At 34.2% G+C, this 15,787-nt stretch carries 16 protein-coding genes; 5 read left to right on the top strand and 11 right to left on the bottom strand.

Going from position 1 to position 15,787, the window contains the following annotated elements:
* Window positions 1-28: 28 nt before the first annotated feature.
* Window positions 29-376 (top strand): DoxX family protein, encoded by a 348-nt coding sequence (locus B5X51_RS01020; protein WP_079719007.1) that lies wholly within the window; start codon window positions 29-31, stop codon window positions 374-376.
* 44 nt (window positions 377-420) lie between these two features.
* On the opposite strand, the gene B5X51_RS01015 is transcribed toward B5X51_RS01020, so the two are convergent.
* The 8 genes from B5X51_RS01015 to B5X51_RS00980 all read right to left on the bottom strand — a co-directional run bounded on the left by B5X51_RS01015 (window position 421) and on the right by B5X51_RS00980 (window position 7,485).
* Window positions 421-915, bottom strand: coding sequence for a peptide-methionine (S)-S-oxide reductase (locus B5X51_RS01015; protein ID WP_079719006.1), 495 nt, complete (start codon window positions 913-915; stop codon window positions 421-423).
* A 6-nt stretch (window positions 916-921) separates the two neighbouring features.
* Window positions 922-2,166, bottom strand: coding sequence for an NAD(P)/FAD-dependent oxidoreductase (locus B5X51_RS01010; RefSeq protein ID WP_079719005.1), 1,245 nt, complete (start codon window positions 2,164-2,166; stop codon window positions 922-924).
* A gap of 334 nt (window positions 2,167-2,500) precedes the next feature.
* Window positions 2,501-2,956 carry a KTSC domain-containing protein gene (locus B5X51_RS01005; RefSeq protein WP_079719004.1) on the bottom strand — a complete coding sequence of 152 codons (456 nt, stop codon included), beginning with the start codon at window positions 2,954-2,956 and terminating at the stop codon, window positions 2,501-2,503.
* A 510-nt stretch (window positions 2,957-3,466) separates the two neighbouring features.
* A complete protein-coding gene (locus tag B5X51_RS01000; RefSeq protein WP_079719003.1) occupies window positions 3,467-3,682 on the bottom strand; it encodes a VF530 family protein in 216 nt (71 codons plus the stop codon).
* A 51-nt stretch (window positions 3,683-3,733) separates the two neighbouring features.
* Entirely contained in the window at window positions 3,734-5,035 is a 1,302-nt protein-coding gene (locus B5X51_RS00995) for a DEAD/DEAH box helicase (RefSeq protein ID WP_079719002.1), read from the bottom strand.
* Window positions 5,036-5,242: 207 nt separating this feature from the next.
* Window positions 5,243-5,695, bottom strand: coding sequence for a cold-shock protein (locus B5X51_RS00990; RefSeq protein ID WP_079719001.1), 453 nt, complete (start codon window positions 5,693-5,695; stop codon window positions 5,243-5,245).
* Between the two features lie 210 nt (window positions 5,696-5,905).
* Window positions 5,906-6,616, bottom strand: a complete 711-nt coding sequence (locus tag B5X51_RS00985; protein ID WP_079719000.1) for a TVP38/TMEM64 family protein — start codon at window positions 6,614-6,616, stop codon at window positions 5,906-5,908.
* A gap of 5 nt (window positions 6,617-6,621) precedes the next feature.
* A complete protein-coding gene (locus tag B5X51_RS00980; RefSeq protein ID WP_176132708.1) occupies window positions 6,622-7,485 on the bottom strand; it encodes an SdiA-regulated domain-containing protein in 864 nt (287 codons plus the stop codon).
* Between the two features lie 561 nt (window positions 7,486-8,046).
* On the opposite strand from B5X51_RS00980, the gene B5X51_RS15870 reads away from it, so the two are divergent.
* Both B5X51_RS15870 and B5X51_RS00975 read left to right on the top strand, forming a co-directional pair.
* Window positions 8,047-8,184 (top strand): hypothetical protein, encoded by a 138-nt coding sequence (locus B5X51_RS15870; protein ID WP_176132707.1) that lies wholly within the window; start codon window positions 8,047-8,049, stop codon window positions 8,182-8,184.
* 183 nt (window positions 8,185-8,367) lie between these two features.
* Window positions 8,368-10,671, top strand: a complete 2,304-nt coding sequence (locus B5X51_RS00975) for a penicillin-binding protein 1A (protein WP_079719653.1) — start codon at window positions 8,368-8,370, stop codon at window positions 10,669-10,671.
* Window positions 10,672-10,896: 225 nt separating this feature from the next.
* Here B5X51_RS00975 and B5X51_RS00970 read toward each other — a convergent pair whose 3' ends face one another.
* Window positions 10,897-12,411, bottom strand: a complete 1,515-nt coding sequence (locus B5X51_RS00970) for a DEAD/DEAH box helicase (protein WP_079718998.1) — start codon at window positions 12,409-12,411, stop codon at window positions 10,897-10,899.
* A 159-nt stretch (window positions 12,412-12,570) separates the two neighbouring features.
* On the opposite strand from B5X51_RS00970, the gene B5X51_RS00965 reads away from it, so the two are divergent.
* Window positions 12,571-13,269 (top strand): Crp/Fnr family transcriptional regulator, encoded by a 699-nt coding sequence (locus B5X51_RS00965; RefSeq protein ID WP_079718997.1) that lies wholly within the window; start codon window positions 12,571-12,573, stop codon window positions 13,267-13,269.
* A 121-nt stretch (window positions 13,270-13,390) separates the two neighbouring features.
* Window positions 13,391-13,954: a hypothetical protein gene (locus tag B5X51_RS00960; protein WP_079718996.1), complete on the top strand. Its 564-nt coding sequence runs from the start codon at window positions 13,391-13,393 to the stop codon at window positions 13,952-13,954.
* A gap of 57 nt (window positions 13,955-14,011) precedes the next feature.
* Here the strand turns inward: B5X51_RS00960 and cysM are convergent, their stop codons facing one another.
* Window positions 14,012-14,896: a cysteine synthase CysM gene (gene cysM / locus B5X51_RS00955; RefSeq protein ID WP_079718995.1), complete on the bottom strand. Its 885-nt coding sequence runs from the start codon at window positions 14,894-14,896 to the stop codon at window positions 14,012-14,014.
* Window positions 14,896-15,684, bottom strand: a complete 789-nt coding sequence (gene epsC / locus B5X51_RS00950; RefSeq protein ID WP_079718994.1) for a serine O-acetyltransferase EpsC — start codon at window positions 15,682-15,684, stop codon at window positions 14,896-14,898. Before epsC ends, cysM begins: the two co-directional genes overlap by 1 nt.
* Between the last annotated feature and the right edge of the window lie 103 nt (window positions 15,685-15,787).

The raw sequence follows: 15,787 nt of genomic DNA, 5'->3' as shown, positions 1-15,787 counted from the left end.
TTAGAACCATTACTTTTATAGCAAAAAAATGTCGTTTCTAACTATCCTGGTCTTAATTTCAACATTCTCTTTTTTATTCTTTGGATTTAGCTGTTTTTTTGTAGAACGCATAAGAAAAGAATTTATACGCTATAAACTTAGCCAGTATCTGAAACTAGTTGGCACATTGCAGGTTACCGGAGCACTTGGACTTGTTACTGGTTATTTTTTTAATCCTGTATTAAGTTTTTTTTCCGCTATAGGATTATCCCTGCTTATGCTACTGGGATTTGGTGTTCGTTTAAGGGTTAAAGATTCATTTTTACAATCTTTGCCTTCCTTTAGCTATGCTGTTCTAAATGGGTATATCGCTATAGCAATATATTTCACTTTATAATTTTGCCTGGAAGAATCTATTGATTGTAAAGAACACAATTTTCGTTAAGATTTTAGGGAATTGAAAAATTGTTGTTTTAAAAGGTCCAACTTAGGGTTTATAAAATTCCGGCAAAAAGGTTTGTCGGGTCCTTTTAAATAGTAATTTTGAATTTCTTCGCGAGAACTTTCAAAAGAAGCAAATGGCAGGACTTTGGTGATAATCTCTTTATCAAAATCTGCTTTCAATATTTTTAGGCTTGCTAATGCCTTAATTTTATCGCTTTCGTTAAAGTAATAAATGGCAGATCTATATTTGCTACGTATACTATGGTTTGAGGTGCTTTGGTGCGTATATAAATGAATTTCAATTAAAGTTTCTAAAGAAATTTTATCAGCATCCCAATAAACAATCACCGCCTCAGAATAATCGGCGTATTTTCCCGTGGATGCCACATAACCCTGTTCTACTTGTATTACGCCAAGAATCTGTTGAAAAACAGCTTCGGTACACCAGTGGCAACCTCCTCCTAAAGCTATTTTTCTAAGTCTTGCGCACATAATTAATTAAATCTTTAAGCCCTGAATTAATCCCAAAGCTGCACGTTCACCTGAGAGCATTGCTGCATTTTGAGATGAATTTAAAAGTTGATCTCCCGCCAGGAATATAGTATCGGTTAACTGGGTTTCGGTTGGATCTATGTCATAATGTAAGGAACCAATTTTGGGAAGTGCTTTTTTAATAGAATAATGTTTTAAAAATCGAGCATCCCCTACTCCACAATATTTCTTTAAATCCTGCTCCACTTTTTTCTGTAACTTAGTCTCAGATAAATCGGTTTGCTTTACTACGGTAACCGAAAGTAATTCCTTACCACCATTAGATTCAGTCGCCACGGCGGTATGATAAAAGATATTATTGATAATAGCATCTTTATCTGCAATTAAACCAATTATGGGCTTTTCTATAGCTCGTTTTTCCGTTTCAAAATAAAAATTATGACAGGATTTCCATGCTGTCTCCTGGTTCTTCAAATTACTTACCAGCGCACTGGCTTCAGTAGCAATTATCGTAGCATGGGTATGAATCACTTCTTCGCTCGCTAATATAATTTCACCTTCTTTTACCTGTTTTACAGGAGTATTAAAATGAATTTTTGTATTCTTTAAATTTTCCGCCAGTTGTTTTGAAATTTCTCCCATTCCTTTCTTCGGAATTACCGCCAGGCCTTCTCCAAACATCTTAAAAACAAATTCAAACATCCTGCTGGAAGTTTCTAAATTAGGTTCCAGGTAGATGCCGCTAAAAAAGGGTTTAAAGAACTTATTTATAATTTCTTCGGAAAAACCTTTCTCCTGAAGGTAGGCTAAACTAGTCGTTTCTTTTCTTTCAAAAATGGCTTTTACCGATAGCTTTTTTAGAGCCGTGTAAAGATTTAAGATCTTCAATTTATCTGAAAATGTTCCAATACCTGAAAAAATTGTGGGCAATACTAAAGATTTAGCTCGCAATGGATCTCCAATAGTTTTAGATGCACCATTTTCATAAATTACTGCGCCCGGCAATAACTCTTGTAATTCTAAAGTTTTATAGTCTAAATATTGAGATGCTTTTGGATAAGCACTAAGCAATACCTGAAAACCACGGTCTAATTGGTATCCTTCTACCAGATCGGTTTTAATGCGGCCTCCAACACTATCTGAAGCCTCGTATATCTCTGGAGCGTAGCCGTGATCTTCCAATACTTTGGCAGCGATAAGTCCGCTAAGGCCTGCACCTATAATTTTTATTTTATATTCAGATTTGTCCATTTTTTATCCTTTATTGGCACCGCCAAAGGGTTTAATACCCCGACGCTTGCTTCGAAATTAAAAATTTGTTTCCAACGAATGCCTCGTGGGCTTGCCCCGAGGTAGTTTACTTAATCAAAAATACAGCTTTTGGGAAAGATCTTATAGTCTACAATTGTTAACGCAAGACTAAGATTTAGTGACCATAAATTTAGTGAATAGACCTAAGAATCTAGTAGGTGTAAGATGATTTAATATAGTTGAAAAACTCACAGCATTTAAATCTCGGATAGCTGGAAAACAAAAAACCCACAGCTTCAATGCTATGGGTCTATTATAAAGTATAAGATATTTTTTAAGCTGTTGCCAACTCAAGATCTTTTTTAGATTTTCTATATAGAAAAGAATTATAAATATTTCTCTTAGCAAATCTTACCTGCTTATCTGAACTGATAAATTTGATAAATAATTTTTTGTTTACCCCAAAATACTCGTAGGTAGTTCCATTAGTAAAAGATATCTCGAGTAGGTTTCCTTTATGCTGATAATCTGCAATTCCTGCTTCACCTATCGTTCTATTGTATTCTTCCAGGTTTGCTTCTATAGTTTGTGGAGCAATACTTACCAAAAAGTGATAACCATCTATAATTTCTTTACTCTTAATTTCAGCCTCTGCGTGCTTTTCATCGGTTTCCCTAAATTTATCGGGGTGCCATTCTTTAACCAGGTTTCGGTAGCTGGTTTTAAGTTCTTTAAGGTCTATCTCTTTTTCAACATTAAAGAGCTTTTTATATTGATTTACACGCTTCATTCCTATTAATTTTAAATAAGCGGCAAAATTACTCCTTTTTTTCGGATAATAGGCCGGTTATTTTTAGGGGATTTTCTTTAATTTAATTGGATGTTTTGGACATAAATCCAATCGAGCAATTCATAAGTAATTAATCCTGAAATAATAGCGATTAGTAATTTGAGCCAATTAAACTTCATCCAGATTATAATACTTTTCATCAAACTATCCTTATAATATTTCTACATAGAATCTCAAAACCTTAGTCCGATCTAATTTTATTGCAGTTTACAGCATTATTATAGATACAAAGTCCTTTCATTCCCCCGAGGTTGGAAGTATTACAACTCAAGTGGTTTCTTAAACCGAACTAAACTTCAAATATATGCTCTCTTTCGAAATATATTTTACGGGAAACCATATTCCAAAAGTTAAAGTTTATTTAGCGTTGGTTTAATGCTAAATCTCGTTGAATACTGAAGCTTTATTAGATAGTTATAAAAATCGTAAGCAGTATCATTTAGTACCACTTTAAAGTGAGTCCAGATACAATTGCTCTACCTTAGTCCTGGCCCAGGGAGTTTTTCTTAAGAATTTTAAGCTTGATTTAATGGAGGGATCTTGATTAAAGCATTTAATATTTATCTTTTTGCCCATTTCGGCCCAACCATAACGATTAACCAGAAACTCAAGAATATCGGCAAGTTTTACGCCATGAAGTGGATTATTCTGTTGTTGGTTTTTCATGAAAAAATTAGTCACGGATATATTAAAAATAGAAAGACAATAAGCTCGTTACTAGACATATCTAACTCTTACCTTTTTCTTCTTTAGCTTAGAGTTATTAAGCAATCCAATAATTTCTTCTGCTTTTTTCTGTGGAACGGCTACAAAAGCACAGTCTTGTTTAAGTTCAATAAGCCCCAGTTCTTCTTTTTCAAGATTTCCCTGTTTTAGGAAAAGTCCGGCGATATCCCCTTTTGAAATTTTATCTTTTCTTCCTCCAGAAATAAAGAGGGTGATTTTTTCAACCGTCTCGGTATTCACACTGGAATCCTTAATTTTATAATCATTGGTTTTAATAAAATCCGGAAGCTTTTTCCTATCTGAAAGCACATAGGCAATACCTTCTTTATGCATTCTTGCGGTACGCCCGTTTCTATGGGTAAATTCTGATGCTTTAAAAGGTAATTGATAATGTATTATAAAATTTATTTCGGGTACATCTATGCCTCTTGCAGCAAGATCTGTGGCGATAAGTAACCTATGGGTACCATTTCTAAATTTAATAAGTGATCTTTCCCTGTCTTTCTGCTCCATTCCGCCCGAAAATATACCATGCTCAATTTGGTGTTTGTTTAAAAAGTCACTTACTTCAGCAATAGTATCTTTAAAATTACAAAAGATAATTCCTGAACCTTTAGCTTTCCCTGAAAGCAAATTAACCAGGCTTTCCAATTTCTTTTTAGGGTTTACTTCAATGGTCTTAACTTCTAAAGAGGCTTGCTCCCCCTTTAAATAATTAATGTGCTTCCCATTTTTAAGACCAACAAAAGCAGGAATTTCAATATTTTGTGTTGCAGAAGTAAGAATTCGTTTTTCTAAACTGGTAAGTGCACTTATAATTTCTCTCATTTCATTTTCAAAACCTACCTCCAAAGATTTATCAAATTCATCTAAAACAAGAGTTTTTATATGTTTTGCAGCAAAAGTTTCCCTTCTAAAATGATCTGCAATTCTTCCCGGAGTACCAATTAATATTGCCGGGGCATGTTGTAATTCTATTTTATCTTTAGAAAAAGCCCTGCCGCCATATACCGCATTTGCTTTAAATCCTGCTCCCATTTCCCTGGTAACCTGCTCAATTTGAATAGCAAGTTCTCTTGAGGGCACTAAAATTACGGCCTGTACTTCTGCTAAATCTGGATCTAAACTTTCTAATAAAGGCAATAAAAATGCGAGGGTTTTTCCAGATCCGGTTGGAGATAGTAAAACCGTATTTTGGTTTTCAATAATTGCGGAATAAGCTTCTTGCTGCATAGCATTAAGCTGGGAAATCTCCAATTTTTGCAGGATTTCCTGTAAATTCTTAGTTTGCATGTATATGAGAATAATATAGGCTTAAATCTACTTAATAGGAATGCGCCTGCTTAAGCGATAAAGCAATTTTCTTTGAGGTAAGATACCAGTAAGTATTTGAAAATAATTTAGAACTAACTCTGAAGCCAGTTTACTTTTAATTCTCACGTAATGAGAAAAAAAGGTTCAGCAATAACATATTACCGAACCTTATATGGGGTAAGAGGTCTACTGTTGTTTTACACGTACAGCATTCATACCTTTCATGCCTCTTTCCAGTTCAAAGCTTACCTTGTCGTTTTCATCGATTTCATCGATCAATCCGGTAACGTGAACAAAATATTTTTCGTTGTTTTCTGAATCAATAATAAATCCAAAACCTTTAGAATGATCAAAAAAGGAAACTTTTCCTTTTCTCACTGGATCTTCTTCCGGCATGTCTTCTTTTTTCGGAATACCAATTTCTATACTTTCGGCTTCAACTTCAACTTTCTGTGAAGGATCCGGCGGAGTATCGGTAAGATTTCCATCAGCATCTACATAAGCGATCATATCTTCAAAGTTACCTCCTTTATTAGAGTTTTCTTTGCGCTCCTGCTTCTTAAGCTCTTTTTCTTTCCTTTTTTTTATTTTCTTTTTTTCTTTTTCAGTCTTACTGAATGTCTGCTGCGATTTGCCCATTCGTTATGTTTAATTAATAATTAGGTGAGTAAGCTTGGAATTACCTGAAGAGATTACTGGTAGTGATAAGGCTCCAATAGCCATTTATCTTCAAAGAAAGTAAAGAATCCCTATAAGGATACCGCTTAAACTTCTACAAAGATAAGTGATAGAAATTAAATTACTTAATTTGAAGGGAATAAATAATTTATGATTTTCGAGAATTACTTATTACTCCTCTTTTTTCCGTTTATTTCTATCCCACCAAACGTATAAAATAAAAATTAATAAACTTACAATGGATCCCCATAGGAGTCCTGTTTTTAAACCACTGGTACTTTTTCCAATAATGGCAATAAAAATAGTAAGTGGCGCAATCCCTACCAGGGTGGCACCTATAAAGCGCCAGTATCCCATTTTGAGAATTCCACCTACAAAGCTAATAGCATCGTTGGATAGGAATGGATTTATCCTGGTTACAATCACCGCCCAAAACCCATAATCTTCAATAAAATCTTCAATCTTATTTTTATTTTTAGGTCCAATTAATTTCTCCACGATCACAGGACCAAAATAACGACCTATAAAATACCCCACACTAGATGCTGAGAAGATTGCAGCAAAAATGATTAGGCTGCCAAAAAAAGGTCCATAGGCTAAAATAGATACAACCATAAGTGCTACCGATGGAATTACAATTAAAAACATTTGAGCTACCATGGCCAAAATAAGAACTGTTGGACCCAACCAACCAAATTCTGAAACCCAATTACTGATTTTTTCTTCATCATTACTGGTTAATACATCCCAGGCTTCAGTAAAAAAACCTTGCACCCCGGGAATAAAAAAATAAGCTGCCACAAGAGAGGTTATAATTATTCCAGATACAATTAAGGGTGCTTTACTTTTCTTCACTGAAGTTGTTTCTACAGAATCAGCCATAAAATTTATTGGGTTTTTAGTTTAACTCTTAAAATATTTGCAGGTTGCCTTCGGCTCTCATTTGAAATGTACAAACGGTCTTTCTCATCAAAATCTAAGGCTTCAGGTTGAGGGAAAGTTTCGGTATTTAATATATGTATTTTTTCCTCATTACCTTCCTCATCTAAAATGATCAATTTAGGCTGGTTTCCCTCTAGAACATATAATTCACCCGTACCAGGATGAAATCTAATAGCTGACGGCCTAATAATTTGGGAAGACTTCCCTCCTACTAAATCCTTATAAATTTTATCACTGCCATCTAGCGTGATAAAACGCTCTTTTTGTATACTTTTTTTGGCTAGATCAAATGCATATATACCTTTAGTAGCTTTTCGGTTATTATACTCTTTAACTGCGATTAATAATCGATTGCTTTTTGCATCTATTTCCAGGCTTTCTACTTCATTTATATCCAATCCAGAAATCTGATAAGTATCAATAACAGGTTGTTCACTTCTAAAATCTTTAATTTCAAAAATTTCACCATCACTACGCAGCACATAAGCGATATTTTCTAACACCGCAAGCCCTTCATAATCTCCGGGTTTACCAAACTCAATTCTGGAAGTAACCTTTGAAGTTTTTAAATTAAAAATAAAGATAATCCCATCTTCATCTTGAATACAGGCCATTTCATTATTTCCCAAGTAACTCATACCTGAAATCTCATCAAGCACAGACGGCAATTCCCATTTCTTTTCAATAACATAGGTTTTATTATCATCATCAAAAGAGATATAGCTGTTATCTTTAAAAACCCAGTAAATAAGTCCGGCTACAATAAAAATTGCTGCTATAATCCCAATAATAATTCTATTCATTTTCATAAGCATCCTATAGTTATTTTCTAAAATAGGTTTATTCTCAATGTTTGCCTGTATAATTAAATATTATTAACAGACTAGTTCAAAAAATAGCTTAAGAGAATGCTTGCAAAGCATTCAAAACCCCTTAGAATTGTTAAAGATAAGTTAATTTAGTACTATTTATAACATAGTACTGTAACAAACAAGTTTCTTGGTAGTCTATTAGATATAACCTTTAAATTTTAGAAATTATGAAAACTTTTGAAACCATTAGTAGACCATTCTTTAACCAGGAAAAGAACAGTACCAAGAAAAACTGGAGTAGCAAAAGACGCTATTTAAAATAAACCTTTAAAAACCAGAAATCATGAAAACTTTTGAAACTATTAATAGACCATTCTTTAACCAGGAAAAAAATAGTACCAAGAAAAACTGGAGCAGCAAAAGACGCTATTTAAAATAAACCTTTAAAACTAGAAATTATGAAAACCTTACAGCCCAACCGTCCATTTTTGAATCAAATAAAATCCAACAAGCGTAGCAATTGGGATACTAAACGTCGTTATTAAAACATAAAAAATCATGAAAATTCACGAATATATAAACCGAAATTTTGGAAGTGCCAGGGAAGGCCAATTATATGCTAAGAAACCGAGTAGTAAATTTCAGGAAAATTTCACCAGAAACAATTGGTGCTTAAACCATCAACCTATAAATTGATCTAAAATTAAGCCTACATGAAACTTAATAAAACTTAGCCGGCACAATTTAGTTTGTGACCGGCTTTTTTTAAATCTTAAATAGGAATTTCCCTGAAAATCTGAACTTTAAAAACATAAAAAATCTTTAAATATATAATTCTTTTTGGATGGTATTTGTTTATTTGCAGCAATTAAATCTACTATGCTGAACAAGATTAAACGAAATCCCAAATTAAAATGGGCTTTAATAGTACTGGCAAGCCTTTTTACCATATTTATATTGTTTTTTGCCAGTATTTATTTTGGAGCCTGGGGCGAACTCCCCTCCTCAACCGAATTAAAAGAACTCAAACAAAATAGGGCTACCCAGGTTCTAGCTAATAATGGAGAACTTATAGGAAAATTTTATGTTGATGACAGGCAGCCAATTACTTACCAGGAATTTCCTAAACACTTAATTGACGCGCTTATCGCTACTGAAGACGTTCGTTTTTTTGAACATAATGGTATAGATAATCGCAGCCTTTTAAGAGTGTTTTTTAAATCTATTTTACTTCAGGACGACTCAGCCGGTGGCGGCAGCACTATTAGCCTTCAGTTAGCTAAAAATATATACGGCAGAAAAGACTATGGCCCGTTTGGCATTGTTGTGAATAAATTTCAGGAGGTAATTATCGCCAATAGGCTGGAAGATGTATATTCAAAAGAAGAGATTCTAAGGCTTTATTTCAATACTGTGCCTTTTAGTGATAATACCTACGGTATAGAGAGTGCTTCTATGAAATTCTTCGGAAAGCATACTTCAGAGATCAGTCTTGAAGAAGCTGCAGTTTTGGTAGGCACTTTAAAAGCTTCCCATTCTTATAATCCAAGAATATTTCCTGAAAGAAGTCGTCTGCGAAGAGATGTTGTTTTGGAGCAAATGGGAAAATATGGTTATTTAACGGAAGCTGAAGTTAAGGAAGCAAAACAAAAAGCATTAGTCCTTAATTATAAGAATTACAGTCACGATAAAGGTTTAGCTCCATATTTTAGGGCACAGATAAGAAAGGATTTGAGTAAAATCCTGGATACCCTTAAAAATAAAGACGGCAAAAAATTCAATATTTATAGAGACGGTCTAAGCATACATACTACCCTAAATTATAAGATGCAAAGCCTGGCTGAAGAAGCCTTAAAAGAGCATTTGCGGGATTTACAAAAACAGCACGAAGCAGCCTGGGGAAAGGCTGCGCCCTGGTTAACCAACCAGCAAATTATAAAAGATGCCCTTAAGAGAACTTCAGCCTGGAAAAATTTGGCCAAAAAAGGCAAAAGTGAAAACGAAATTCTGGAGATCCTAAATAGAAAACAGTCTACAGAAATATTTGATTATGATAAAGTTGAAACAAAAAATATAAGTACCAAAGACAGTGTTGCCCATTATTTAAAATTTTTAAATGCCGGAATGTTAGCGGTAACTCCGCAAACCGGAGCGGTGCAAGCCTGGGTTGGTGGGATAGATTTTAAATATTTTAAATACGATCATGTCTCACAAAGTAAACGCCAGGTAGGTTCTACTTTTAAGCCTTTTGTTTATACTGCAGCTCTTGAGAATGGGATAGAACCCTGTACCTATTTTTCGGACAGGGAAGTGAGCTACGCTAATGGCTGGACCCCTTCTAATTCGGGGGGCGATGAAGACGACCCTCATATAAATTACAACTTAAAGGAAGCCTTAAGTAAATCTATGAACACTATTGCGGTAAAAGTGCTTATGGAAACCGGAATTGAGAATGTGGTAAACCAGGCTAAAGCTATGGGCATTAATTCAGAGCTCCCCAAAGTACCGTCAATAGCCCTGGGAACAGCTTCTTTAAGTTTAGCTGAATTGACGGAGGCCTATACCCCATTTGTAAATGGAGGAAAGACAAGTAGGGCTTTTTATATTTCAAAAATTAAAGATGACCAGGGTAATGTTTTAGCCGAATTTAAACCTGAAATTTCAGAAGAACGCTCTATTTCTGAAAACAACCGGAAAATAATGATAGAGATGATGAAGGCTACGGTAAACGAAGGTACCGCTACCAGGTTAAGAACAACCTATGGTTTAAGAAATGATATTGCCGGAAAAACCGGAACCACCCAAAATAATAAAGATGGTTGGTTTGTAGGTATTACTCCTAACCTACTTGCAGTCACCTGGGTTGGGGCCGACGATCATAGAATTGGGTTTAGAAACACTTATATTGGACAGGGTGCAAACTCTGCTCTACCGGTTTTTGCAAAACTTATGCAAAAAATGAATAGTGATGCTAGTTTTAATGAAATTACAAAAGCGAAGTTTACACCGGTTTCTTCAGAGATTAAAGAAATGATGGATTGCGATCCCGAAAAGAGAGATGGTTTTTTTAAACGCTTATTTGGTGGCGGTGATAAAGATAAACCTGAAAAGCAGGAAAAGAAGGAAAAAAAGGAAAAGAAAGGTTTCTTTAAGCGCCTTTTTGGCGGGAAAGACAAAAATTAAAGGAGCATGTTTGAAAAATCTAACTTCCATCAAGCTAAACTCATTTCAGCTTCTACCATGTATTTAATTATCTAAATCCTTAGATTCTGAAAACAAGTTCAGAATGACGATTTTCTAAATTTTTCAAACATTCTTTAATTCAAGGAAAATCAACAGTGATTACAAATAAAAAAACCGGTGAATTTTATAATTGCACCGGTTCAATAAATTTAAAATAGATTCTTTCTAGAATTCCTTATTGATCGCCATTCTTAGCTTTCTGGAATAATCTTCTTCCAGCCAATCGCGATAATTTTTGGTGCTTTTACTAATACAATAGGAATATTGCTTAATTCTTGAAGAAATATCGTCTTTAAGTTCTTTGGCCAGGATTCGGGCATCAAAAACATCTTCAGAATTCTCTACACACATTTTTACATGTTGTTCCATAGACCATTCTAAAACCGCTTTAGATTTTAATCCTTTCTTAATAACCACATCGTAAGCCTCTTCTACATCAAAATCTACATTTTCGGTATTAGAAAATTGTTCTCTAATTTCTGGAGGCATCACATATTTAAATTCCCGTTCTATTTCTTCATCACTCAATAAGTTTTCAAAATAGAAATCTGGAGCTCTAAAAATTTGCTTCCAGTCTACCGGTGCACTCCATTCTCCAAATCGTGCAAGGTTATTACCCAAATCTATCACGTTAAATTCAGATTTCCCGGGGAGTACCCTGGATCCCCTACCAATCATTTGGAAATAAAGGGTTAGTGATTTTGTAGCTCTGTTTAATACAATGGTGTCTACCGTAGGTTCATCAAAACCGGTGGTAAGAATACTTACCGAAGTTACAATAGCATCAGGCGTATTCTTAAACCATTTTAAAATATCTTTTCTATCCTGTTTACTCGTGGTATTATCTAAATGCCGAATAGGTATACCCGCATTTCTAAAAGTTTCATATACTTCTATAGAAGTATTGATACCGTTATTAAATATTAATGTTTTTTTTCCGCGAGAACGTTCATAATAGGCATTAAGCAGCTTTTCCTGCATGGAGATATTGGAATACAATTCTTCGGAAGATTTTACGGTATAATCTCCATTCATTCCAACTTTTAAACTAGTAAGGCCTACATTGTAACTAAAAGTATTTGCGCGGGCTAAAAAGCCTTTTTCAATAAGTGAGCCTATAGAATCACCAACAATTAGTTCGCGGTAATTATCTTTCATAGGTAACTTAATATTAGAACTAAGTGGTGTTGCTGTTACACCAAGGATAAAGCACTTTTCAAAAAATTTGAATAATTTTCTAAATGAATTATAATGGGCCTCATCTATAATCACCAAACCAATATCCTTAATTTCCAGTTTCTCGTCATGTAAACGATTATTCAGGGTTTCTACCATAGCTACAAAGCACATGTAGTCTTCCTGATCTGGTAATTCTTTTACCTTAGAATTTATAATCTTGTTGCGTACCCCAAAACCATCTAACATATTAGAGGTTTGTTTACACAACTCTATCCTATGGGTAAGAATAAGGACTTTCTTTTGAGTGCGCTGAATATATTCCCGAACCATTTGCGAGAATATAACTGTTTTACCACCACCTGTGGGCAACTGGTAAAGCAAGTTATAATGCTCAGGATGCTCACTTATCACACTAAAGATTTTGTCTATATCTTTTTGCTGATAGTCATAAAGTTCCTTATCAACTTTTTTATTTTCTATTCCAAAGGTTTCCACCGCCATAATTTTTGTTCAAATCTGCAAGTTTGCAAAAATAGCTGATTTCTTAGGTTTAAAGAAATATTTAGGATAGAAATACGAATAAGCATCTCAAAAATGATTAAATTTAAGCTTCATTTTCGCTCCCTCTGGTAGGTCTCATTTTTTTGAAACTATTTGATTATGAAGCTAAAAGGAGGAGTAAACGGAATTGGTTATAATACCATAAGCAATAATATTCTTTTCAAAGATTTTGAACAAAACATCCTGTCGGAAATTGCATCAAACTTCGTTGAAGAAATCTGGCCTGCACACACGTGCAGCAACTGCGAGAACTTAAAACATAAATTTCATATAATAATTTCAGGACGTTTAAAGGTATTCCAAACCGATAAAGAAACGGGCCGGGAGTTTACGCTTTTTCTCCTTACTAAAAATGATTTCTTTGATGTAATTTCTTTGGTAGATGGCTGTAACCATAAAATTTATTATGAATCATTAGAAGAGGTAAAAATGTTGTCTACTGCAACTTTCACCATGCGAAAATGGTTAAAGACCTACCCTAAGCTTAATGAAAGATTGTTAAGTTATATAGGAAAGCAACTTTTGCGTGTAGAAGATTATGCTGTTAATCATACTTTTTTTGAAATTCCGGCGCGCCTGGCCAGGCTTATTCTAGAGAATCTAAATCATAAATCTCAAAAATTGGAGTATATAAATGATCTTTCTAATGAAGAAATAGCCAATTTAATAGGATCTACCCGAGCCGTAGTAAATAGACATTTTCAGGATTTTAAAAAAGAAGGAATACTTAAAATTAGTAGAAAAAAAATGGAAGTTATAAACCTTCCCTTATTGCTAAAAAAAGCAACTAATGAATAAATAAAAGGATTAGTTAAAAATCGTTAAACCCTATATTAGTGCTACTTAAGTAGTTTTACCTGGAGTAATGGAAGATTATCTTTGATTTATAATTGTTTATTAATCTCTAAATAAAAATATTATGAAAAAGTTAATCTTAAGCTTATTATGCTTTACGATTGTGGGAATGGTTTATGGGCAAGGTATAATTAAGCTAGACGAATTAAAGATGGAATTTAATCCTAAATCTTTAGAAATTGATGAGACTTCAAATGTGCTAACATTTCAGGTTAGTGAAGATTATGTTGGGCAATTTCACGCTAATCCCTTAAGATATGCTAAAGAAAATTTTAGTATTGAAGATTTTATTGAAGCCAATCAAAATAAAGGTTATAATAAATATGTTGTAAGCTTTCTTACCAATAAAGGTAAACTTATTGTAAATTATGATAAGGATGGTGAAGTAATTTCCAGTAATCAGCGCTTTATAGATGTTAATCTGCCTAATAAGACAATTGTAAAAGTTTTAAGAGCTAATGAAGGCTATAGAATTATAGGAACCAAACATTTAGCTTACTCAAAATCTGGATGGACTATTGACAAGGAATTTTATAAAGTAAAACTTGAAAATGGTAAAAATAGAAAGAATGTAAAGATGAATATTAGCAGAGATGCCACAGGAGTTGCAGTTGCTACTCTAGACTAAAATAGGTTTTTTCTATTTACTCCGGAAGCTGTACAAATCAACTTCCGGAGAATTTTTTTAATCAAAAATATTAGATGATAAATACCGATCTCCCCGATCGCAAACTATACTTACAACCATACCTTCCTCTAATTCTTCACATAACCTTACCGCTGCAGCTGCAGCACCTCCACTACTCATCCCGGCAAAAATACCTTCATCTTCGGCAAGCTTTTTAGTCATTGCAATAGCTTCCTCTTCGCTAACTTCCAGTATACGATCTACTTTTTTAGGTTTAAAAATTTTAGGTAAATAGGCTTCGGGCCATTTTCTAATCCCGGGGATTCTTGAATTATCGGTTGGTTGCACTCCTACAATTTGAATTTCATTATTCTTTTCCTTCAAGTAAGTAGAAGTTCCCATAATTGTTCCGGTGGTTCCCATAGAAGATACAAAATGCGATATTTTATGCCTGGTATCGTTCCAAATCTCAGGTCCTGTAGTATGATAATGAGCCTGCCAGTTATCATCATTACTAAACTGGTTGATCATAAAATAATCACCACCGGCCATTTTTTCTTCCGCATAATCACGGGCACCTTCAATGCCTCCATCAGCATTGGTAAGTGTAACTTTAGCACCGTAGGCACGCATAGTTTGCACACGTTCTATGGTAGAATTTTCGGGCATTACCAATTCAATATCCAGCTTAAAAATTCTGGCTACCATAGCCAGGGCTATTCCGGTATTCCCGCTTGTTGCTTCAATAAGTTTGGTATCCTTGGTAATATTTCCTCTATCTAATGCATTTTTAATCATATTATAAGCTGCACGGTCTTTTACACTTCCTCCCGGATTTTGACCTTCCAGCTTAAAATAAAGTTCAACTTTTGGATTTTTAATCAGAGTTTGGGCTTTTACCAAAGGTGTGTTTCCTATGAGGTCTAATATGGAATTATTCATTACTTAATCGTATTTTTTATATTGATTTGAGGGGTATGTGAAACCATAGAGTTTTTAGGTACAGAAGCCGTTAACCAAACGTTTCCACCAATAATACTGTTGGCTCCAATAATTGTTTCCCCACCTAGAATGGTGGCGTTAGCATAAATTGTAACATTCTTTTCTATGGTAGGGTGTCTTTTTACATCTTTCAAATTGCGATCTACGTAAAGCGCCCCAAGAGTTACTCCCTGGTAGATTTTCACGTTATCTTCTATCACTGCCGTTTCTCCTATTACCACTCCTGTCGCGTGATCTATAAAAAATGGAGTACCAATATGCGCCCCGGGATTAATATCGGTTCCGGTAAGGGCATGAGCACACTCGGCCATTAAACGCGGCACAAGTGGAAGTCCGAATTTATAAAATTCATGACTAAAACGATAAATAGCAATCGCAAAAAAACCGGGATAAGAAAGAATAACTTCCTCTATAGAATTGGCTGCTGGATCATTTTCTGAAATAGCCCTGGCATCTTTATGGAGTTTTTTTAAAATTCCAGGTAATAGATCTAAATACTTCTGCCAAATATCTCTACAAGGCGTATCTGGTTGCCAACATACCAAGTCTGCAAGTTCTTCAAAATCTTCTCCCAGCTTTTTAATATTTTCTTTTACAGGTGTTTCTTCATCAAATAACGTGTAAAATAGGTTATTGGTAAAAGCTTCAGTTTTTTCCTTTATACTGAATTTTAAATTAGGTAAATTTTTCTGTGTCTTTATTTGCTCTATAATCTCACTCTGACTCATTTAATAATGCAATTTTGGAATGATACCCTTTGTTTTATTTCAAATGTAAACAATAGCAAGTCAAATTGTAGCTAATTTATTATAAATGCTTTCAATGAGCTTA

Origin of the sequence: Salegentibacter holothuriorum (assembly GCF_900168045.1) — a bacterium.
Classification (GTDB): domain Bacteria; phylum Bacteroidota; class Bacteroidia; order Flavobacteriales; family Flavobacteriaceae; genus Salegentibacter; species Salegentibacter holothuriorum.
Note: the sequence above shows the minus strand (reverse complement) of the source record. Positions and strands in the feature narration are given on the sequence as shown.